At 58.3% G+C, this 22,076-nt stretch carries 17 protein-coding genes and 1 CRISPR repeat array (1 of these 18 cut by a window edge); of the genes, 7 read left to right on the plus strand and 10 right to left on the minus strand.

The window, feature by feature from the left end:
* A CRISPR array of direct repeats spans nt 1-4,286; the repeat unit is 30 nt; unit sequence GCTTCAACCCCACGAGGGTACGTCTGAAAC (it extends 674 nt beyond the left edge of the window).
* Nucleotides 4,287-4,387: 101 nt separating this feature from the next.
* From cas2 to cas6, 8 genes are all read right to left on the minus strand, one after another.
* On the minus strand, nt 4,388-4,648 hold the full coding sequence (cas2, locus tag C463_RS13780; RefSeq protein WP_008444858.1) for a CRISPR-associated endonuclease Cas2: 261 nt from the start codon (nt 4,646-4,648) through the stop codon (nt 4,388-4,390).
* Entirely contained in the window at nt 4,649-5,641 is a 993-nt protein-coding gene (gene cas1b, locus C463_RS13785) for a type I-B CRISPR-associated endonuclease Cas1b (protein WP_008444860.1), read from the minus strand.
* Nucleotides 5,642-5,643: 2 nt separating this feature from the next.
* Complete coding sequence (gene cas4, locus C463_RS13790; protein WP_008444864.1) at nt 5,644-6,189, minus strand: CRISPR-associated protein Cas4; 546 nt, start codon at nt 6,187-6,189, stop codon at nt 5,644-5,646.
* Complete coding sequence (locus C463_RS13795; protein ID WP_449271968.1) at nt 6,186-9,029, minus strand: CRISPR-associated endonuclease Cas3''; 2,844 nt, start codon at nt 9,027-9,029, stop codon at nt 6,186-6,188. The genes cas4 and C463_RS13795 overlap by 4 nt, the downstream gene beginning before the upstream one ends.
* Nucleotides 8,980-9,771 carry a type I-B CRISPR-associated protein Cas5b gene (gene cas5b, locus C463_RS13800; RefSeq protein WP_008444868.1) on the minus strand — a complete coding sequence of 264 codons (792 nt, stop codon included), beginning with the start codon at nt 9,769-9,771 and terminating at the stop codon, nt 8,980-8,982. Before cas5b ends, C463_RS13795 begins: the two co-directional genes overlap by 50 nt.
* On the minus strand, nt 9,771-10,889 hold the full coding sequence (gene cas7b, locus C463_RS13805; protein ID WP_008444871.1) for a type I-B CRISPR-associated protein Cas7/Csh2: 1,119 nt from the start codon (nt 10,887-10,889) through the stop codon (nt 9,771-9,773). Before cas7b ends, cas5b begins: the two co-directional genes overlap by 1 nt.
* A complete protein-coding gene (cas8b, locus tag C463_RS13810) occupies nt 10,886-13,036 on the minus strand; it encodes a type I-B CRISPR-associated protein Cas8b/Csh1 (protein ID WP_008444873.1) in 2,151 nt (716 codons plus the stop codon). The genes cas7b and cas8b overlap by 4 nt, the downstream gene beginning before the upstream one ends.
* Nucleotides 13,033-13,839: a CRISPR-associated endoribonuclease Cas6 gene (gene cas6, locus C463_RS13815; RefSeq protein ID WP_080510854.1), complete on the minus strand. Its 807-nt coding sequence runs from the start codon at nt 13,837-13,839 to the stop codon at nt 13,033-13,035. The genes cas8b and cas6 overlap by 4 nt, the downstream gene beginning before the upstream one ends.
* 29 nt (nt 13,840-13,868) lie before the next feature.
* On the opposite strand from cas6, the gene C463_RS19410 reads away from it, so the two are divergent.
* On the plus strand, nt 13,869-14,909 hold the full coding sequence (locus C463_RS19410) for a restriction endonuclease (RefSeq protein ID WP_008444876.1): 1,041 nt from the start codon (nt 13,869-13,871) through the stop codon (nt 14,907-14,909).
* A 72-nt stretch (nt 14,910-14,981) separates the two neighbouring features.
* Here C463_RS19410 and C463_RS19780 read toward each other — a convergent pair whose 3' ends face one another.
* Nucleotides 14,982-15,275 (minus strand): hypothetical protein, encoded by a 294-nt coding sequence (locus C463_RS19780; RefSeq protein ID WP_239638914.1) that lies wholly within the window; start codon nt 15,273-15,275, stop codon nt 14,982-14,984.
* Nucleotides 15,276-16,184: 909 nt separating this feature from the next.
* Between C463_RS19780 and C463_RS13835 the strand changes: the two genes are divergently transcribed.
* The 4 genes from C463_RS13835 (at nt 16,185) to C463_RS13845 (ending at nt 20,758) form a co-directional block, all read left to right on the plus strand.
* The gene (locus C463_RS13835; protein ID WP_049905947.1) at nt 16,185-17,441 is read left to right on the plus strand and encodes a Cdc6/Cdc18 family protein; all 1,257 of its coding nucleotides are present in this window, start codon (nt 16,185-16,187) and stop codon (nt 17,439-17,441) included.
* Nucleotides 17,442-18,597: 1,156 nt separating this feature from the next.
* Nucleotides 18,598-19,581 (plus strand): hypothetical protein, encoded by a 984-nt coding sequence (locus C463_RS13840; protein ID WP_008444880.1) that lies wholly within the window; start codon nt 18,598-18,600, stop codon nt 19,579-19,581.
* A 293-nt stretch (nt 19,582-19,874) separates the two neighbouring features.
* The gene (locus C463_RS18825; RefSeq protein ID WP_137695258.1) at nt 19,875-20,087 is read left to right on the plus strand and encodes a hypothetical protein; all 213 of its coding nucleotides are present in this window, start codon (nt 19,875-19,877) and stop codon (nt 20,085-20,087) included.
* 239 nt (nt 20,088-20,326) lie between these two features.
* Nucleotides 20,327-20,758, plus strand: a complete 432-nt coding sequence (locus C463_RS13845) for a TRAM domain-containing protein (protein WP_008444881.1) — start codon at nt 20,327-20,329, stop codon at nt 20,756-20,758.
* 65 nt (nt 20,759-20,823) lie between these two features.
* On the opposite strand, the gene C463_RS13850 is transcribed toward C463_RS13845, so the two are convergent.
* The gene (locus tag C463_RS13850) at nt 20,824-21,171 is read right to left on the minus strand and encodes a DUF6788 family protein (protein WP_008444884.1); all 348 of its coding nucleotides are present in this window, start codon (nt 21,169-21,171) and stop codon (nt 20,824-20,826) included.
* Between the two features lie 196 nt (nt 21,172-21,367).
* Here C463_RS13850 and C463_RS13855 point away from each other — a divergent pair, with 196 nt between their 5' ends.
* A complete protein-coding gene (locus tag C463_RS13855; RefSeq protein ID WP_008444886.1) occupies nt 21,368-21,646 on the plus strand; it encodes a hypothetical protein in 279 nt (92 codons plus the stop codon).
* A gap of 6 nt (nt 21,647-21,652) precedes the next feature.
* Complete coding sequence (locus tag C463_RS13860; protein WP_008444888.1) at nt 21,653-22,072, plus strand: hypothetical protein; 420 nt, start codon at nt 21,653-21,655, stop codon at nt 22,070-22,072.
* Nucleotides 22,073-22,076: the final 4 nt, after the last annotated feature.

Genomic DNA, 22,076 nt, shown 5'->3' on the forward strand with positions numbered 1-22,076 from the left:
GGTACGTCTGAAACAAGCGCGGCCGACGTGGCCGCGTCGGCCCTTCGCCGCTTCAACCCCACGAGGGTACGTCTGAAACGACACGGAGTACCAGATCGACTACGAGTGGCGCTTCGCTTCAACCCCACGAGGGTACGTCTGAAACGAGCTGCTCGCACTCCCGGTCGGACGCCGCGTCGGGGCTTCAACCCCACGAGGGTACGTCTGAAACTGTCGGCTACCCACTCTCGGTATCGACTACCGTCCGGAGCTTCAACCCCACGAGGGTACGTCTGAAACCGTGTGGCTCCCGCGGGAGTTGTACGACGACCTCGAAGCTTCAACCCCACGAGGGTACGTCTGAAACTTCGTATTCAGTCCACGACTGACTGAACTCGTGATCTGCTTCAACCCCACGAGGGTACGTCTGAAACGAGGTCCGCCCACCCGTAGGACGTCGGCTGGAGGTCGGCTTCAACCCCACGAGGGTACGTCTGAAACCCACCTCGAAGCCGTGCGGAATGAGTACCGCGACCTGCTTCAACCCCACGAGGGTACGTCTGAAACCTCCGGAAGCTCGTCGGCCTCGAGGAGGCTGTCCGCGCTTCAACCCCACGAGGGTACGTCTGAAACTACGCGATCTACCAAGAGATGGGGACGTCGGACATCGCTTCAACCCCACGAGGGTACGTCTGAAACGGGCCACGTCACCGCCGAGGACCTGGAGTCGGTCGAGCTTCAACCCCACGAGGGTACGTCTGAAACCAGTTATTTATCCGTGTCATCCAGTGGTGTTGCGCCGCTTCAACCCCACGAGGGTACGTCTGAAACGGGAGGCGGGGAGAGGTCTGGCAACTCCGGCCACGAGCTTCAACCCCACGAGGGTACGTCTGAAACCACGAGTAGGTGGAGTGGGTAATCCCTTCCATCGGGCTTCAACCCCACGAGGGTACGTCTGAAACCGNCCCACGAGGGTACGTCTGAAACCACGAGTAGGTGGAGTGGGTAATCCCTTCCATCGGGCTTCAACCCCACGAGGGTACGTCTGAAACCGTACCACGACGCGGCCCACCTCGCTGACACGGGTGGCTTCAACCCCACGAGGGTACGTCTGAAACGCCGCACAGATCGAGTTCGAGGCGGTCGCCGGGGCGCTTCAACCCCACGAGGGTACGTCTGAAACCAGTCCTCGCTCGGCTCTGACGTCGTCTTTACCTGCCGCTTCAACCCCACGAGGGTACGTCTGAAACGCTGGCGGGGTCCAGCAGCAGATGTTCGCCCTTGAGGCTTCAACCCCACGAGGGTACGTCTGAAACCGCTTCCGGTCGGGATGTTGATCGACCCGCCGTGGCTTCAACCCCACGAGGGTACGTCTGAAACAACGGCGTCGGCCGTGCTCACGTGCGTCTGCCGCGTGCTTCAACCCCACGAGGGTACGTCTGAAACCGCCGTCGTTGCCAGCTGGCGTCTCGGGTTCGGGGCTTCAACCCCACGAGGGTACGTCTGAAACAGGTGGAGATAAGGAGAGTCGGCCGCGCCGCTACAGCTTCAACCCCACGAGGGTACGTCTGAAACCGCCGGCGCCGTACTCGTCGATTGCTTCCTCAAGGGCGCTTCAACCCCACGAGGGTACGTCTGAAACCGCGCGGTGGGTCGCGGTGTAGCTCGTGCGCTCGGTGCTTCAACCCCACGAGGGTACGTCTGAAACCCGTTCGCCGGCGAGTTCACCGAGGAGTTCCTCAAGACGCTTCAACCCCACGAGGGTACGTCTGAAACTCGACCTGAGCGGGGTGCCGGCATGACGCACCGCGGGCTTCAACCCCACGAGGGTACGTCTGAAACGAACGGGCACAGTCTCGTCTTAGCCCCCGACCGGCAGCTTCAACCCCACGAGGGTACGTCTGAAACAAGCAGTAGAACGCCTGTACGAGAACACGGACTCGTGGCTTCAACCCCACGAGGGTACGTCTGAAACCCTCGGCAAGGCCGACCGTACTCGTCGACTCACCGCTTCAACCCCACGAGGGTACGTCTGAAACCGACATGGCGCCCTGGACAGCCTCGAAGACCTCGCGGCTTCAACCCCACGAGGGTACGTCTGAAACGCCGCTGTCTCCGCCGACCTGAATGCCGCCCGGACCGCTTCAACCCCACGAGGGTACGTCTGAAACCTCACGGGGCGGTACGCCCTCGGCCGGTATCACTCCGCTTCAACCCCACGAGGGTACGTCTGAAACGAGGTGCCGACGACGTCGAGGCGATGCTCACGCGGTCGCTTCAACCCCACGAGGGTACGTCTGAAACTATCGATGTGTCGGCCGCCGTCGACGCGCTCCCGGAGCTTCAACCCCACGAGGGTACGTCTGAAACACTCTCACGAACGCCGGCGACCTCAACCTCCGGCAGGCTTCAACCCCACGAGGGTACGTCTGAAACACAACGGGCGACCTGTCGATAACGGGTAGCCTCACAGCTTCAACCCCACGAGGGTACGTCTGAAACTCGGATCCCCGGACCCAGCCATGATGGTCCTCGATGCTTCAACCCCACGAGGGTACGTCTGAAACGCGTGTCGACGACGTCCGTGGAGAGCACGGCCGGTCGCTTCAACCCCACGAGGGTACGTCTGAAACGCGGTGTCTCAACGGACACGACGCCGGGTGGAAGCCCGCTTCAACCCCACGAGGGTACGTCTGAAACTGACGCTGTACAGGCTGGTTCGCTGACCTGAATACGCTTCAACCCCACGAGGGTACGTCTGAAACGGGGACGTCGACATCGTCGAGCTCGTCCTGCTCGCTTCAACCCCACGAGGGTACGTCTGAAACCGCTGGAGATGTCGCGCACCTCAAGCGGCCCCTCGCTTCAACCCCACGAGGGTACGTCTGAAACAGCCAGCGGCGTCGCCTTCGGGCGAGTACTTGCGGCTTCAACCCCACGAGGGTACGTCTGAAACCGGCGCCGGACGGCGGCACCCGCCTCTGGGCGCACTACGCTTCAACCCCACGAGGGTACGTCTGAAACGTGACGCTGTTGCCCGTGTTGTCCTCTGCTGCTCGGCTTCAACCCCACGAGGGTACGTCTGAAACCTCGGCAGTCTCGCGCTCGACGCGGTCGACGACGCGGCTTCAACCCCACGAGGGTACGTCTGAAACGTGTTGTCACAGGTATCGTAAGGCCGGCGACGAGACGCTTCAACCCCACGAGGGTACGTCTGAAACGGGAGTAAGAAGCCGCGCCAACCCCACGGCAAAAGTGGCTTCAACCCCACGAGGGTACGTCTGAAACAATACGCACAGCCCGGCGGCGGATCCATCGACATCAGCTTCAACCCCACGAGGGTACGTCTGAAACAGACGCCGGTCTGTGCGATCACGCTCGACAATTTGCCGCTTCAACCCCACGAGGGTACGTCTGAAACGAGTCCTCCACGGTAACGACGCCCTGCATCTCCGAGCGGCTTCAACCCCACGAGGGTACGTCTGAAACTCCGATCCCGACGCTGACGAGTTTGAGTTCTCCGAGCTTCAACCCCACGAGGGTACGTCTGAAACTCACCGAAGCCGACCACGGCCTCCGAGTCACCATCGAGCTTCAACCCCACGAGGGTACGTCTGAAACAAATGGGACGACGCCACGACGACCTTGAAGTCGGGTCGCTTCAACCCCACGAGGGTACGTCTGAAACTGACGCTGTACAGGCTGGTTCGCTGCCTGAATACGCTTCAACCCCACGAGGGTACGTCTGAAACTACGACTACGACGGCGGCCCGAGTAACACATCTCTGGCTTCAACCCCACGAGGGTACGTCTGAAACTGTCCTGCTCGACTTCGTCCATCGCGGGACGGCTGCTTCAACCCCACGAGGGTACGTCTGAAACGCGATATGGTTGACTCGATGGGTATCCACGATCCGCTTCAACCCCACGAGGGTACGTCTGAAACCGTTCTAACAGGCGCACGTCCCACTCGGCCTCAAAGTCGCTTCAACCCCACGAGGGTACGTCTGAAACCNCCCCACGAGGGTACGTCTGAAACCGTTCTAACAGGCGCACGTCCCACTCGGCCTCAAAGTCGCTTCAACCCCACGAGGGTACGTCTGAAACCAACGGGCGACCTGTCGATAACGGGTAGCCTCACAGCTTCAACCCCACGAGGGTACGTCTGAAACGCGTCCGACGCGGACGCCGAGCCGATTACGCAAGTGACCGCTTCAACCCCACGAGGGTACGTCTGAAACTCGATCAGGTTCATAATCGACTCCATTTCTTCGCCCGCTTCAACCCCACGAGGGTACGTCTGAAACCATGGTGATTTTGCCCACCATACACCCTCAACTTCCGGGATTCACTTCACTATTTCCGTCGACCTGCAATCCCCCTCAAACCACCGGGGGGTTGACATCAGTTAGAGAAAGCGGCTATCTTCGGTCGGGTCGTTCCCATATACAGTACGGTTCAACAACCGATCCGAGGAGAGTTCGTAGATCATTACTGATTCCCCTTCCTGTAGGAGATCTTCAATTTCCCCCTTCAATGTCGCTAGATCACCTTCCGAGATCTCCCCTTCAAGCACTGAATTTTGGACGTGAACAAGATATCGACGACAGAGTTTGAGCATTAGGTGAGTCCTATCGGCCTCCATGTCGTAGACGACGATGACGTACATCTACCACCACCGCTTGAACGAATCGTACGATTCGCCGGTTAACAGGTGCTTCTTGAGCTTGTACGCCTCCAAACGAAGCAGATACTGATAGCTCACCTTCCGGTTCAGCGTCGGATGCTCGACTGTACGCTCAAGTGTCTGTTCAAACTCTTTCAAAAACGTCGTTCGCCCTTCCTCGTTAAGCAGACAAGAGCTGACCTCATCCCGGAAATCGTATTGGTCGATCTGCTTTCGGTTGACCAGCCTAAACAGCAATCGGTCCGTCAGCACAGGTTTGAATAGATCGGCAATATCCAACGAAAGCGAGTATCGTCGCTCACCCGGTTCGTGAAGATAGCTAATGGTTGGGTCAAGCGCGGTAGCACGGATTGCTGAGACGCAGTTTGCGTATACTAGACTATTTCCGAATGAGATGAGGGCGTTCACCGGATTCGGTGGGGGGTTGTAGTCTCGCCCATCGAACGCAAACGAGTCGGGGAGAACCGCCTCAAAGGTCTGGTAGTACGCTCGACGGGCCGTCGCTTCTACGCCCATGAGCTCGGAGATATCGCCAGCGTCGTCGATACGCGCAGTTGCCTCGTCTAGGTCATCGATTACGTTCCCGAGTTCATAGTCCCGGCTGTCGTAGTACGTGACGTTCATCCGCATATTATGGATACTCCCACGGACGAACGACGCGGCGAGAGCCTGCCGCTGCTCAGGGTCGTCGTACGCCCGGACCTGTTCGACGACAGTTCGACCGCTCGTCTGACCACGCTCGGGCATTAGCGACCCCGCATATCGGTCGTTCCATCCGAACACGTGGACAGCGACCCCATGTTCATTGAGAAACGACATCAGCCGCGTGTTGTAGTCGATCTGTCCGTGCAGGTAGATCGCCTCAGCGTGTTCGACGGGGATGTGTTTCTTCTCACCGTCGTCAGTCTCTAGCCGAACTGTATCCTCGCTCCGTTCGATGCGGCCGTCCGAAAAGATGTGGTAGTTCTTGTCCATGATCAGACCCAACAGAAGTCGTGGTAGGCACACGACTCGCAGTACGGTTTCTCAGTGGCTTCCGGCGGGCTGTCCGCGGTCACGATCGCGTGAATCCCTCGGATTGCCGACTCGACTTTGTCGCATCGGTCGTCGTCGAGGGAAACGTCCTCGCGTCGACGCTCAGTCGGGTGTGCCAACACGCCCTCACGTTCGACGCCTAATACCCGGTCGAGGTACCAGAGGTAGTACGAGAGCTGCATTCGCGCTGGCTCTGTCAACGTCGATGAGGGTTTCACCTCCACCACCCGGCCGTCTTCAAGTAGGTCAAGAGCGATCATCCCGAGTCGAAGGTTCTCCTGTGAACGTTCGCCGTAGGAGGACTCATCGACACGAGTACCTCGGGCAACGCTTGCGTTCTCCCGGTCGATTTCGACGTTCCGGCTCTCGAACCAGAGTTCGCGTTCGCAGACGTAGTAGTACTGCATCATCACGCCAGTGACGCGAAACGGGTTGTCGACGGCGTCGCCCTGTGCCGTGGCCACCAGCCGAGAGACGGGATCGCTCACAGTAGACGTGCCTCCACGCTCGTGTCAGGGATGACGACGCCGTCGGTGGCGTCGAAGTAGCCGTTATGCCGACCCGGGCGCCCGTCAAGCACCAGCCGGTCGGTGTCGGGGAACAGTGGCTCGCATGCAGCGAGCTTCTCTATCGTGTCGTCGTCGCCGGGGTAGACGGGAACGGAGACCNCCAGCCGGTCGGTGTCGGGGAACAGTGGCTCGCATGCAGCGAGCTTCTCTATCGTGTCGTCGTCGCCGGGGTAGACGGGAACGGAGACCTGCCAATCCCCGGTCGACTCGACGAGGTCGTCCAGGTCGTCCCACCGATACTCGTCGAACGCTCGCCGGATCTCTTCGACGGTCTCGCGCTCATCGGCCGTTCTCGTCACTATCACGTCGACGGCGGGCCGCTCGTCGATGAGCGAGAGTCGCCCGAGCTGTTCGGCTTCTGCCCGCTCGAGGTATTCCACGTACTCGTCGGCACCGACGTCACGCCCATCGAGCAGGTCGAAGTAGTGTTCGACGGCGTTTCGAGTAACGTCTGGCTCGGGCATCGGGTCACCGTCGTAGACCGTTGCCAGCGCTTGGCCAGTCAATTTGGTGAGACTCTCTCCTCGACCGTAGACCGCGCTTGCGGGCGTTGTCTCGCGGTTCGGCGGCGGCGCGAGCTGCCAGACCGTCACGCGCCCACGGTTGCGGCCGTATGACCGGTTACACCGACCCGCAGCCTGCACGAGGCTGTCCATCGGCGCGAAATCGCGGATCACTTCGTCGAAGCTCACGTCGACGCCTGCTTCGACCAGTTGTGTCGAGACAAACAACACTGGCTCACCCGCTTCGGCGAGGTCGGACGCCACGTCGATGAGGTGGCGTCGGTCACACGGCCGGTGGCGTGTCGTGAGGTGGACCAACAGCGGTTGCCCCGAGCGTCGTCGACGGACCGCGTCAGCGAGCGTCCGCTCGGGTCGTATCGACTCGGTCGATCGGTCCGCGTCGGTGAGTAGTTCGTCGTACACCTCGTTGACGTCCAGCGGTTCCGTCCTGTCATCCACCGATTCGGCGAGTTCGCGCGCACTGTCAATCGTGTTGCAGATCGCCAACACCGAGTCGCCATTGTCGGCCCGGTTCGCGACGAGTTCACCGGCTCGGTCGTAAGGGAGTGCTGCTGACTCTGCGTCGTCACTCGTCTCACTTCCTGTTTCGTTCTCCCCGGGAAGCATCGCGACCGCGGAGGGGTGTAGCACGAAGTCGAGCCGGTCCAGCTCAGCGTAGTACGGATCGGGATCCGAGACGAGAGAGAACGGTTCTCGGTCTCCAGCAGAGAGGAGCTCGGGCTGTGTGGCCGTCATTGCGATCACCGATGCGCCGTACTCGTCGGTCAACAGTTCGACCAGCCGGTCCACAAGCGGCCACCACTCGAGCGGCAGCGCCTGCGGTTCGTCAAGAACTACCACGCTCCCGTACAGCGAGGGGAGCTTCATCGAGCGGGCGTTTGTCGGCCCGGCCAAACTCTCGAACACCTGGACGAACGTCGTCACGACCATTCCCGACCGCCAGCTCTCGCCGAGGAGGGCGCCGACGTTCTCGACGGCGTCGTCGGCGACTGATTCGGGCTCGTCCGGCGGCGAGACGAGGGTATCCGCAAGGTGGTGATCGACGGTGAGCCGTTCGCCTCTCTCACCGGTCCCGAACAGTTCGCGGCTCTGTTCAGCCACCTGATCGATAATGGAGGTGTACGGCAGTGCATAGACAAGACGCCCCTCGTTAGGGTTCGACGCCATCTCACTCCCCTCGAGCACTGTTAGGGCGGCGTCCAGTCCAGTGAGTGTCTTCCCCATGCCCGTCGGGAGCGTCAGCGTCGCGACGTTCCGATCGTCATCGACGAACTCTTTGGCGCGAGCGTGAACCTCCTGTCGAGCGTCCTCGCGCCGCTCGTTCATCTGTTCCGTGCGCGGGTCCAGCTCTGTCTCAGCGTTCTCAGTCTGGAGTTCGTCGATGTACGCGTCGATTTCTAGCCGCCCAGGGGTCGGCGACCGGTAGGCCTTCCGGCCGATTTCGATTCCGGTCGATAGGTACGCCGCGCTCGCCTTGTCGGCGAAAACGAGCGCACTCCAGACCTGTAGCACTGACTCGTAGAAGCTGGGAGGAAGTTTCTCCGGTGCGGGGCGAAGTCGCCGGCCGCTACAGACGGCTTCCGCGACCCACGGGAGCTCGATGGCTGCATCGGAATCGGCGAGCCGTTCGTGGAACGTTTCCCAGTCTCCAGCACCGCCCGTCGCTCGGTCCACGAGTGCCTCAGCGAGTTCAGGAACCGTTTCGTCGATGTGTGCTGCCTGTTCGAGCGCGTCGGACCGGTAGAGTGTCTGTATCCGTCCGGACTGCTCGACGCTCGCTCGGTGCACGTAGTCGGCGGTATCGGGGAGGCGTCCGTGGTGTCTCGCGACGGCCAGAAAGCCGACGAGCTGATCGGCGCCGTCGAACCCGCGTGCCTCCAACGCGTAGTGGGCGAGTAGCGCCGATATCGGGGCGTGGTGTTTCGGTCCAGCTGGCTGTGCGTCGTCCGAAAGGAGATGATCGCGGAACCACGCGGTCAATTTTCCGAAATCGTGGACTCGTGTCACCACCTCCGCCAACTCGGAGAGTGAGTTCCCCTCCGGCGTCTTGGCGTCGTCGGGGACGAGCCATCCGACCCGCTCGCGGACGTCGTCGAGATGTTCTTCGAGTGGGATCTGTTCCCCGTCTGGTCCGATGTGTGACGGTCGGTCGGTGAAATCGACCATGACTACGCCCCCTCGCGGCTCACGAGAACATCCCCCGTCGACCGTCGACCTCGTGAGTCTTGACATCATGTGCTCGGAGTGGCTCCGCTCCAGTTGCGTACGCAATCGACTGGAACGCTGTCGTCGTCCGACCACCTTCGTCGGCCGCCATAAACGCCGGTGACCGTTCGACTTTGACCTCCGTTTCAGGGGTAAGTTCGACGCTATCGACGGCTTCGAGTACCGCCGAATCGACATTGGTAGTCTCGCTCTCGTGTGGCGTTACCTCGAACTCGCCGAGATACGTGACCTCTGCAAGATGCTCCGAGAGGCCGAGACTCGGCGGGTAGTAGGACGTCCCATCGCAGAGTCGGTCCTGCAGTCGGCCTCGGAGATCGTCGTTCGCGAGCTGAAGGTCGACACGGTAGGCCGGTTCGACCAGCACCTCGTAGTTGTGTTGCTGGCGGAGTTCCGACGGGTCCGGCATCGAGATCCGTGCATGCCCGCGGCTGGGCATCGTCGTCATGTGCTCTTTGGCCGTCGAGAGCGTGTTCATCGGCATATTGATCGCTCGGAGCTCGTCGATCGGCTCCACCGCGACAGCCGACACGTTCTGGCTGAACGCCTCGTAGTAACTGTCTCGGTCCAGTCCGAGCATCGCGGCGACGAGGCCGGCGACGGTCGTCCGGGGAATGATCCGGTACGTCTGTTTGACGATGTTCCCCTCAACCCGTCGAAAGTGACCCCACTCTCCGCGGAGTTCGAACGAGAGACACGTCTCTGGGAGCCCGTCGCCCTCGTCGGTCCAGCTCTCAAGTGACTCTTGGGCCATCACTTGGGCATCGTCGCGGCAGCCTCGTCGTAGACGTCGACGACCTCGACCGCGTCGCCGACAGCCTCGCGGAGCGCATCATAGAAGCCATGCTCGCTGGGCTTGTCGCCCGCAGTGTAGACCTCATCGCCGACGGTCACGTCGAGCACGTCGCTGGCGACGACACGAACGCGGGCGATACGGTCGGCATGGCGGCCCAACCGGGAGACGAGCTCAGTCCCATCGAGCGTGAACTCTCGGACGTTTCGGAGTTCGTCCACAGGGGCCGAGCGCTCTTCGTCGATGTCGAGATCGCGAGTGAGCCCGCCGAGGTGGAAGCTCTCGTCCTCGTACTCTACACGGAGGTAGAGTCGTGGCTCTTGGCCGACCTTGCTCCGGCTGATGGTCTGGTTCTTGATCGCGCGCCACGGCAGGGTGTCCAGTCGCTCGACGTCCGCCTCGGAGAGCTTCGTGTCAGCGGCACCATTCTCGTCGACCAACCCATGAAACGCGATGAAGCCGTACTGAATGCGGTGGTCGTCGAGGTCGAACCCACCTTGTTCCTTCCCTTCTCCAGTCGCGATGACGCTAGTGAGGCTGTTGTACTCCTCGTTCTCGGTTACGGGGTGGAGCGTCTTCGCGGGCGAGAACTGGACAGGGCCGGTAAAGTGGTCTGGGAGGTAGTCCTCGAACCCCTCGTAATTCCCCTTCATGTCGACGCTCATCGTCGCGCCGAAATACCGTACGTCGGCGCTGGCGTCGAGGAAGGTGCCAAACACCTCTTCGCGGAGTTCGGCGGCCTCGTCGTCGTCCAGATCGTCGAGATCCCAGTCGTCGGGATCCAGTTCGCGCATCCGATCGGCGAGCAGGTCTTCACGCGAGGACTGCTTGCCCGCCTCGTTTTTGACGTTCCGCACGTAGACGCCGTGGCCGTCGTCGTCTAGCTGGTCGCGGAGGTAGCGCTTCAGCCGGACGTCCGTCACGATCGCCTGCTGGGTCTCGGGATCGATCCGCGGTCGATTTGCCCCGCTCAGGGGGTTTCCATTCGGGTTGGCGTCGACAGCGTCGTAGCCGAAGACGATCTCGGAGCGGTTCGTTACGGGGTCGTAGCTGTCGTCGGCGTATGTATCGTCAGTCATGCTTCTTCCTCCTCGGTTTCGGGCTGGTCGTCGGCCTGTTCATCGTCGCTACTCGCCCAGTTGTTCATCCCATAGGCGACCCCCAGCGAGTAGTAGAACCGGAGGTCTGTCGTGTCGAGTTCCCAATCGCCGTCGATGTCGATCTGGGGAAGCGTCGTTACCAGTCGGTCGACGACTTCACGGTACATCGTCCCGGCCATGTTGTTCTCCCGGGAGTAGACGACGTTCTTGTCGAGCACGTCGCTCGCGAGGCGTTTCAGCTTCGACTCCGTGACGGCCTTGATCGGATACTGGTCGATCAACGTCGTCGAGCGCCCCTCGCTCACTTGCTGGTAGCCGGTTACTTGACCGACCAGTGCGCCGAGGAGGAAACTGCCACGCCGTTCAGGCTGATCCTCCGCGAGCGCCGGCGTCTGTTCAAGAAACTTTTCGAGTTTCGTCTCCCGAGCCGCGGCGACGTTCCCGCCGTCAGCTCGGGCTGGTGTGTCCTGTCGCATATCTTCTGTATGGTTGTGTGTCAACTGCCGCGGCTCTGAAACCGGTTCGTACGCGTCGCGTCCAGTGAGAAGCCCCGCTTCGGCGAGCGCACAGAGCTGTGCGTACTGTGCGGAGACACGGAAGCTCGGGAACTCCTCGCCCTCGTCCTCGAGCAGTCGTTCCACGTACTCTGTGAGCACCATCTCGACATCAAGCGGTTCGTCCGAGAGCACAGCCACGAGCGCACGGATCCGGTAGTCGTCGGCGCTGGCGTCGTCGTCATCGGCCGGCGCGAACGTCTGTTCGAAGTACCAACCGGTTGCGAGGATGCTCAGCAATGCCGACTCCTCCGGAACGAAGATATCCCAGTTGTCCGGTGTCGGGAACGCGGCTCGAAGCCCCGGACCGGGGTGGTCGGCGTCACCCTCCGCGTCGTACAGCCACGACTGGAGTACCCGCTGGTGAGCTCTAGTGAGCTCGACGGGCGAGAATAGCGTCCCGTCCATGCTGTCGCCGAACACGTCGAAGCGCTTCGTCTGGTGTTCCATCACCGCGGCGACGTAGAACCGGAAGCGTTCTCCCACTTCCTGTAGTCGCGGGGTGTCCTGATAGCTTCGGTAGGCGCTCTCTAGCGGGCTCATCTCTCCGGCGTGTACTAGGTCGTAGAGGAGTCCGTAGAGGTCCCTCGCGTCTGCCGGACCGACCCGCCCGAAGAAGTACGGGAGGTAGTAGACGTTCGCTCCCATCGTGTAGTAGTCGCAGGCGTCGACGAACGTACTCGCGTTCATCAGCGTCACTGCAACGTCTTCCGAGACTGGGTGCGTCCGCCACGCCTCGTCTGGATCGAACCCGGGGAACTTCTCAAGCTGCTTGCCAAGGAAGTAGTTCAGCGGATCCTCTGCTGTCCCGACAGTCGGGCCTCGATTTCCGGTCACGAGATCGGTTGCCTCACCGATGGAGTCCGTAGCCTCTCCCTTCGAGACGAGCTTCGATCGCTTGCGCGCTCGCATTGCTTCGTTGAATACGGAACTCGCCTCACCCGGAAGGAGATACTCGCCGTCAGGCTCGAGTTTGACTGCGACGGTCGTGAGCGCCGTCGTCTTGCCGTCGAGCTGTTCGTCGACGGCTGTCTCGATGCGCTCTCTAAGTCCCTCACTCTCGCCGAGTTCGGCGAGCGCGTCGACGATCCATCCGTCTTCGTGATCGGCGACAGCCTCTTGGATCACGTCGTCAGCTGCCCACGCGGTGAGTCGTTCGTGGAGATACTCCGCGACCTTCTCTGGCTCTTTGTTCTTGCCCGTTCGGTGGGTGACACTGTGGTCAAATCCTTTTGCGGCGTTATACCACGAGTGGGCGACTGCCTTGACTTTCTCCTCGCCGTAGCTCTCGACACCGATCGGTTGGTCGGGGTCGAGGCGGGGCTTGTCTCCACTCAGATCGACGCGGAGATAGAGTAGGCTCTCGGGCTCGTCGAACAGGTCGGTCGATTTTTCCGGCGTCAGGTAGGCTGCGTACTCGCCACCTCCGGCGGTTGCAAGCGTGTATAGACGCCCGTAGACGTACTGGAGATCGCGGAGCGAGGTGATCGGTCGATCAGGCAGCTCGCTCGCCAGCTTCTCGTCGTCGCTGTAACGCTTCTCGAACGTCGACGGCTCGGGGAGCAGACTCATCCGTGGACCTCCGCCGCGGGTTCGCCGTACGGGTTGCGCTTCTCGACCAAGTTACAGAAGCCCAATCCCAGCGCATTTCGTTCCCCAAGCCCGCAGTCCAGCGCGAGGTTGAGGTGGCGTCGATGGTCATCGTCTCGGACGGTGTAGTTGAACTGCCACTTCGAGAGCACGAAGGTTAGCTCCTGGTCTGCGGTTACCTGGAGCGGGACGGCGAACGTCTTCAGTAGCTCGTATCCCTCGAAGAGATCGCCCTCAGTGTCGCTTGGGCCGGGAAGGTATTCCGGGCTGAACAGATCGTGTTTCTGGTCGAGATTCGCTTCGACCTGCTCGCGCAGTGGCTCGATTGTGTGTTCTGGCTGCCAATACACCGCCTCTTCGCCGGGGTTCTCAATTCCATAATCATCACAACGCCATGGTGGGATGCGCACGAGGAGTCCAGTGCCAGTTTCGATCGTTCCGCTGCTCCCCGGTTCGCCGACATCCGGTGACAGTGACGTGAGTTCGTCGATATGGAACGGCATCTGGCCGATATTGAGCTCGCGATCGGCGGTCAGGTCTTCTGCAACATCGGCCAGTAGTTGCTCTTGGGGGGCCGAAATTAGCAGAGTTCGCTCGTCCCCTTCCTGCATATCTCCCGGCGGGAAGGGGTTACTGTAATTGAATCCTGGTGGGCGGTTTTCGTCATGACACTGTTCGTACTCCGTGTCTTGTAACGCTCGCCAGATCCGACCTCGGAGCTTGTGGTGATACGCGTTGTCGTATGCGGCATCAGCCCGCGCGTGTAACCGTGCTAGTAGTCTCACAGTGTTATGTCGATTTACCCACTTATCCTATGGTAATTATTCTTTTCGCTGAGTTCATCCGAGATGGGCACCCAATTGCGGATATTGAGTCCTACCTCAATGACGAGGATCTCGAACTGTTTCGGACAACATCCGACGACGATCTCGTCCACGTCTGGGGGACCTCAGTAGATGGGACGTGGCGGAACGTCGAGCGCAACGACATCGCGCTCGTCTACCACGATGGTGCGTTCGTCGCCAGGGGGCAAGTCCTCCAACTCCGACACGACCCCGACCTTGCGGAGTATCTCTGGAGAGAGAACGTTGAACACGGTCGCTGGAACGAAGAAAGTCCGTGGGAGTACATGACCTTCCTCACCGATATTGAGGAAGTCGACGTCGACATTGAGGAATTCAACGAACTCGTTGGCTATGACAAGACCTACCGCCCACAGGGATTCACCCGGGTCGCTGACAAGCGCCTCAACCAACTCTCTGGCGAGGAGTCAGTCGAGACCGCCATTGCCGACCTGACCGATGCCGGCGAACGTGTTCACCCCGTCGACGATGAAGACGACGGACCAACTCCCGACCTCGCCGACCAGCTCCAGGCGGCCAGCACAGATGGGGACGCCCACGAGGAGTTTGAGAAACTCGTTGCGAAGGCCTTCTCCCGGCTGGGCTGTGCCGCCGACTGGATCGAAGGAGGGGGTGACACCGACGTGGAGATCCGATCTCCCGAACACGTCGTTGTCGAAGTGAAGGCCCGAGGGAACGGACGAGTCAATTCGTTGGAAGTCACCAACGTAGACAAACACCGACGACAGCGTGGAGCCGATCACGCCATCGTGGTTGCTCCAGGCTTCGCCCCGAAAGTGATCGATAATGCCGAGACGACCGAGCTGACAACAATCGCCGTCGACGATCTCGTTGAGCTCCTCGATCGCCGGGACGAGTATGCCGTCCCACCTGAGGAGATACTAGCCCTCTTGACACGCTCTGGGGCCTTCCAAGACGACAGACTCGATCTCCTCGATGAGTACATCCAGGACCGGATCGATGCTGGAGAAACCCTGCTTGCGGTCATCTGAGCTCTCGAGTGTCCCGACGGAGCCGTGGAGACAGCGAAGGACGTCCGGTGGATCGTCGTGGGCATTGAGGACTCAAACGATATCCCAACCACCGAAGAGGTTCGATCCGCTCTCCAACTGCTCGCCCATCCAAGCGTAGGGGCCGTTGAGCAGGATGAAGAAGGGTATCGGGTGACGACTGACTACGAGAACGGGATCCAATTGGTTCGATCCCTCGGAGATATCGTTCAACCACCGAGAAGAGGGGAGTAGACCACCGGCCTCCGCGACGGTACCTCGCTTGTCTCTGTCTTCACCCTCCGGTGCTTCGAGTGTTTCGAGCTGTACGCCGACAGCGATCGACGCTGAAGTCCCAGCCGATCTCACACACACACCACGTCTTCAAGTGTCTCCGATGACCAGACAGCCGTTCTAATTGTCGACCTCACACACCGCCGTACAAGTGTTCAAGTATAACCACCGATGCGATTCCGTACAATCTACTGTCGGACCTCTCGAGGCTAGTTCGTCGTCAGAACAGTGCGTCCAACAAACAAGACGCCAGTCGGGACCACCCACACTCCACTTTGAGCGAGCAATTCTCCGAGAGGTCTGCTGGAACTGAAGATACCCTCCGATATTTCCGGAGCAATCCCCGGTTAGATCGGCTGAATCAGGTGATTATCGGGTGTTGAGAGCAGCGGAAAGAGGGGATTTGACTTTTGATTCACCCCTCCACCGTTTCCGGAGCTATACGTGATACGTGATTCGTGTTGATATGGAACGGGCGTCGTTGACGAGAGTTACGTTGCGAGTTCGACGTAGTCTCTCCCACGCAAAGACCAGCTCGAAGACGGGAGTATACACACCATCGTTTCCGGAGCTTTTCTTGGCGGGAGAAGAAGGTGAACCCTCACACCACCATTTCCGAAGCTATCCACGAGAGAAGAAGGGGACCACGAAAGAAACGGCAACATTAACCAAGACTATCGTCGATCAATAGACTTCTGTTTCCTTCAATAAAACACATACCTAATCTGTGAATTTATATTAACCCCAGTGCGGGTACTATTCTAAGGAAACTGTCTTAACTTTTTGGTTGCTAATAATGGTATTTCTGGATCGGGTTCGGAGGAGCTATCGATAGCTTCGGAAACAGTGGAGTGACTGCGTTATATAAAGGATCGTAGCTCCGGAAATGGTGGTGTGTGTATTGCTTATAAGTAGGTGAGCTTCGGACGCTTCGGAAGCTACGGAAACGGTGGTTTTATCATATCTCCCGTGTGGCAGACTATCATGGGAATGTTCCAACGGGATCGCCAGGTGTTCGCTGACGCCGAACCCCTCGACGATTCCTACGAGCCCGAGGATATCCGTGAACGGGACGAGGAACTCGAAAAATATCAGCGTGCTCTCCAGCCGATCATCGATAACCGCCCGACGTCGAACATCTTCTTGTACGGGAAGACAGGAACGGGAAAGACCGTCGCGACGAAGTATATGCTGTCGCACTTGGAGAACGATACTGCCGAATACGACGATGTCCATCTCTCGACGGTTTGGGTCAGCTGCGAGAACCTCTCCTCGTCCTACCAAGTTGCTGTCGCCTTAGTCAACGAACTCCGTAACAGCCAGGATAAAGACCGTATCAGTGCTACCGGCTACTCCCAGCAACGAGTGTTCGATATTCTCTATGAAGAACTCGATGCGCTGGGTGGTACTGTTGTGATCGTTCTTGACGAGATCGACAATATCGGCAACTCCGACGACATCCTCTACGGGCTCCCTCGTGCACGATCGAACGGCTACGTCGACGATGTTCGCCCAGTGATCGTCGGCATCAGTAACGACTTCCAGTTCAGGGACAATCTCTCGCCAAAAGTCAAGGACACGCTCGCGGAAAAAGAGATCCTCTTCCCACCATACGACGCGAATCAGCTCCGCTCGATCCTCAACCCACGTGCCGAGAAAGCGTTCCACGATGATGTGTTATCCGATGATGCTGTCCCGCTCTGTGCGGCATTTGCTGCTCAAGATACTGGATCAGCTCGACAGGCAATCCGACTACTTCGTGAAGCTGGCGAGCTTGCCCAAGCGGCTGATTCCGACACGGTAACTGAGGAGCACGTCCGTGAGGCGCAAGACGAACTCGAAAAGAACCAACTCTACGAGGGGATGCAGGAACTCACGACCCAAGGGCATGCTGTCCTCTGTGCGCTTGCGTACCACCAGGCGCTCGATGAAGTTCCTGTTCGGTCCCGTGATCTCTACGAGCGATACGTGAAAATCTGTAGCCATCTCGACGCTGATAGCGTGAGTGAACGTCGTGTCCGTGACCACCTCTCGGATATGAATATGCTCGGACTGATCAACCTCTTTGAACGGAACGAGGGGCTCTCAGCTGGTCGGTATCACGAATACGAGCTTGATGTCCCGTTGAAATCAGTACTTGAAGTCCTCCTCGATACGACACGTTTCGAAGAACTCGCGAACATCATCCAGTCGACAGCTGACGATAACAATCTGCTTCAGTCGGATATCTCCGACTATTGAACGAGCTTTTCTGCGAGGCTAAATAGAACCATATCTCGTTGCCGAAAAGCTCCGGAAACGGTGGAGGGTCTAAGTACCCCCAGACCTCCGACAATCGCAGAAAGAGAGCGAATGCGCCTACTCTAGCCTTCCCCAACAACGCGGTATTTTTGTTCTGATTTGTTAGCTAAGGCCGATCGATTCTTCCACTGAAAGCTCCGGAAACGGTGGAGGGTCCTCTGCTGATTTACACGACATAGCGTGGCACAAATTGACATTCTCCTCCGCGTTAACGCGGAGGATTCCCGAGCGGTGGGAGTTTCAGGTTTGCAACCATGGACGCCGCCACTTCACGGGAGTCCGCGTCTAACCCAGCCATCGTGGTCGGTGGCTGACTGACGGTGCCAAACCGCCGTTACTCCTATCCTCGGCGTCGTTGACTCCCATCTGTTGTTTTTGCCAGCAGAGAGTCGTTGACGCTTTGACGGATTCGGAGGTATCGTCGGGCTTGCTCAAGCCGACGGGCACAGGCGAACCCTTCAAGCATTCGTGTTCACCGCGCCGGCGTTTCGGATACTGTCTCATTGAGTTGGCGGCGTGGCCGCCTCCGAAGGTCGTTCGGAATCTGCTCCGTTCCGACCTGACCTTACTACTGTGTAGTGATTCTTGGAAATTGAACGTTTGGATTGGAAACTCGGACTATACAGGTGTCGATGAAAAGTGTCGTCGAGTGACGGCGCGTATCCACGGCCTGAAGGCCGTGGTATTGCGCCTGTTCAGCGTGTAAGGACTGACGCTCATGTGTAGCACATTGTTGATGAATAGCCATCTTGCGATCCTGCGGTGCGTTGAGTAGATTGAGAATATACGACTTAGCAGCTCTGACGGCTAACTACTGAATGAGGTCCACCCCCGGAGACTGTATCAACAATCTCCTACCGAAGAGCGTCTCCGAAAGTGGTGAGCATATTACCATCTCAATCAGGCAGACGGAACTCGCGAAACGACCACTGTCACCCCACACCTAGGCAGTACTGGGGACCTTGGAAAGATCCTCTGAGGATAGGCTCAGAAATTAACCAACAAGCTGGCGCTTTCGTTGTTTCTGTTGGTTAATCACGCAGAGAGCTATCACGCACGCCCGTATGCTTTTGTCCCGCAGTACTGAATCGCCAGTATGTCGTTTCGAGTGACGTGGGACAACCTCCTCGACAACGTGGAGGAACTTCCAGCAGACGCTACACTCCTCACTCCGCTCTCTCAGAAGCCGTTTCACATCACCGACGTCCAGCAACACCGAGTGCTGATCGAGTATCAGGCTGACAGTGAGACCGTCCCGCTCCAGCGAGAGCAGTTTGAGACGCTGTTCCAGCGCGTTGACCATGCGGCTGGAGCGTTCGATCTCGATCGCCTCCCACCCGGAGCTGAACCGTATGCCACCGTCATGAGTCTTCATGCGCGATTTACGATCGACGACCGGGACGGCACCCTCTCTGAAAGCGAGACGCCAACAGCGTCGCCACTCGTCGATGCGCACACGGTCGAACACGACGATAGCCCACGAGAAGAGCCCGACATCTCGGTGTACGCAGACGCGCTCCTGTTGATCGATACACTCGAGCGACATGATGTGACATCTCTCACCGAACTAGACGTGCCGACGCTTGTGAACCTCTACACATTGCTTTCTGATGTCCAGCGCAACGCCAACGATCTTCGACAAGACGTCCGTGGCGTCTTGCTTGACCGTCTCCATCACGACCAACCTGTAAGTGGGCAATACGGGTCCGTTCAACGGACTGTCCGCCAAAACCGGACACTCAAAAATGACGAAGAAGTCCTTGAGCTACTGGAATCAGAAGGAATCGACCCCGAGCAAGTGATGAGTGTTGATACAAGCAAACTCGATGACGCGTTGGAGGTAACGTCACTCTCTGAATCTGATGTATATGACATCGAGGAGAGTGAGTATGTTCGGAAAGCAGACGTCGATGACGAGATGAAGGAAAGCCGTCTCCAAGGGCTCAAAGACCAGTTGGCTGGAGCCGACGAAGACACAACCGAGCTCCAAGCCGAGATCGAAGAACTGGAGCAGCGTATCACTGAACTCACCAGTTTTGACCCCGGCACATCATTCCATACTCGTTCAACTGGTGGATAGCCAGAGTTTGGAAGAATACTGTCACAGCTGAAACTGAGAGAAAACTCTCTGACAGTACCTAATGGGAAAGGAGAGACTAGCCACGAGAACTGGCTAGATAGTGTATCCGGACAGGGCGCCGTAGAAGAGTTGCCGCGACGTTTATTTCGTGTATCTACAGCCGAATTAGCCGATAGAACGCGCTTGCGTATTTTGTGGTGGTTGAATTTCCAGATACGATTGGTATCTGTACTGGTATGTAAATCGTGAGAAACACGGTAAACGTCATATATTCTCCCCTAAAATATCCAAATATGGGAGTGAATACCTATGAGCATATAGACACGATGCTTAAAAACGCTCAACAAGACTTGACGGATTCAGAGATAAGATTCAAATTACGCACCGCCCGTCAGTTGTGCGACGCAATGAAAAGACAATATACTGAGGGACAACAAGTAATTGAAAGAGCCGACATAGATGAAGAAACGATTGAATCGCTCCGTGACTTAGGATATCTTGACTGAGTAAAGTGCTGTACAAGATCTGCGCTGTGTATCTTGTGCGGTACTTGTGACGAGTATCTGGTAAGATGTGCTCCCTACTGATCACTACTTGACCTGTATTGAGCGATCTGGCCTGCTAGCCTTTCGAGGAGCTTCTGTTCGGGATTTTCGTGTTCTCTTCAGCATACACTAGGTTACCACCTCAGAGTGCGCAAAACGCGAGATTTAGATACGTTGACTAGCTACACTCGTGATACCTGATGATCGAAATTTCTGATTCGCTTCGCTCTGTGTTTAGTGCTCAAATCGAAGAACGCGACGGGTCATATATTGTGGACGTCCCCGTGAGTGAAATCGAACACGACGCGCTTGCTGCCGACGAAACTTATCGCGTCGCGATCTTGGCATCAGCATCCTCGACCAGCCAGGAGACTCAGGAAGAGCAATCCCAGTCGACTGCTCAAGAACCAACTCCGACCTCGGACGGTCCTCCCGTAGACGAAGGTGAAGTCCGCGACGTGACGATCGAGACAACTGGTGATCAAGGTGACGGTATTGCGAAGGTTGAACGCGGCTACGTCGTGATCGTCCCCGGCGGACAACCAGGTGATGAGCCGTCGGTCGAGATCGAGCAAGTCCAAGCAAACGTCGCGTTTGCCAGCATCGTCGACCCCGACTCACGGGCGCTGTAACGTCGTTTTAGTAGCAACTTTCTATTTGACTGGGTTCGTTGGAACCACGACTATCCTGATCCACCCTACTCGCTTCCTGGCTTCCCGATGTACTCCGATTTCATCGTCCCGTTTTCACGATAGTAACGATAGAGATACGGGCCGTGTATATCCGCGGGATCTCCGCTAGCGCACTTACAGCTATCGTCGCCACAGGTGACTTTCTCTTTGATGACGGTCCCGCTTCCTGCGCTATCGGACTCTTCGACGGGTTCGGCAGTCTCGGGAAGCTCGTCGGTGTCAACCGACTGGTCGCGATACTCGATGAGCGCCTCGACGTAGTTCCGTATCTCATGGAGTGTTTCCGTGTCCTGTTTGGGGAGCCCCTCCGCGAGATACTTCGGGAGCGAGGTGGGTGGTGACGGCTGCTCCATACCTTATGTAACAATCGGAGCCGCGTTAGCGTTCGGGTGCTACATAAGGAATTGAACCTTCTCTACTAACCGTGACCAGTTTAAATTGGGATTATCTCGGATTAATCCTAGTTAACTAACGATTTTCACTTAATTCCTCAGAAGTATCGACCACCGTGCGCCAACACACAGTGTCGGTGGCCAAATCCACACAAATATGATTACCAGATCGGTGACCATCGAAGAGATTGACGACCTATACTTGATGTGGAATGACCACATCAACGCTTCAGCCCTCTATCGTCGTGCCCTGCGCGAAGAGATGGACGTTCGTGGCGTAGATCCCGACGAATTCCGAGACCTCCTCGAGCGGGCCCGCGAGCAGGGCTACTCACTCGAAGAGATCGCTGAAACCACCAACCGCTTCGCTGATCTCCAGTCGCTCGTGGAAGATCAGGATCGCAAGCCGCCGGCTGGAGATACCAAAAGCGAATAATTCGCGATGTCAGAGAACAAGACTCCCTCCGACTCTGAGCAAAGCGCTGAAAATCAGTCACTGTTGAACAAAAGTATCGCTCGGCAAGCGGGGCTCACGATCGTTTTCTTCAGCCTCGTCGCTGTGGAACCAGTAGCCGCCCAGGACAACGCGGTCTGTAGTGCAGATAACCTTCCGAGTATGATTGAGGGATTCTTCCAGCTAACTACTGCGCTGGGGATCGTTGGCCTCGCCATCGTTTGGCAGGCTGACTCCCTCATCGAGATGTTCACTCTCAATCCCGAGCAGAAGAAGGGTCTCAAGCGGCACAAGCGCTCCGCGATGAAGTCCGCGGTCGTCCTCGTCGTCCTCGGCCCGCTGTACACCGTCGCCGGGTCGATAATGGGTCTCCCGCTGGCAGAGTGCGTGGACCTCGTCCCCTGGTGACTAC

The sequence above is a fragment of the Halorubrum californiense DSM 19288 genome, from assembly GCF_000336875.1.
GTDB classification, from domain to species: domain Archaea; phylum Halobacteriota; class Halobacteria; order Halobacteriales; family Haloferacaceae; genus Halorubrum; species Halorubrum californiense.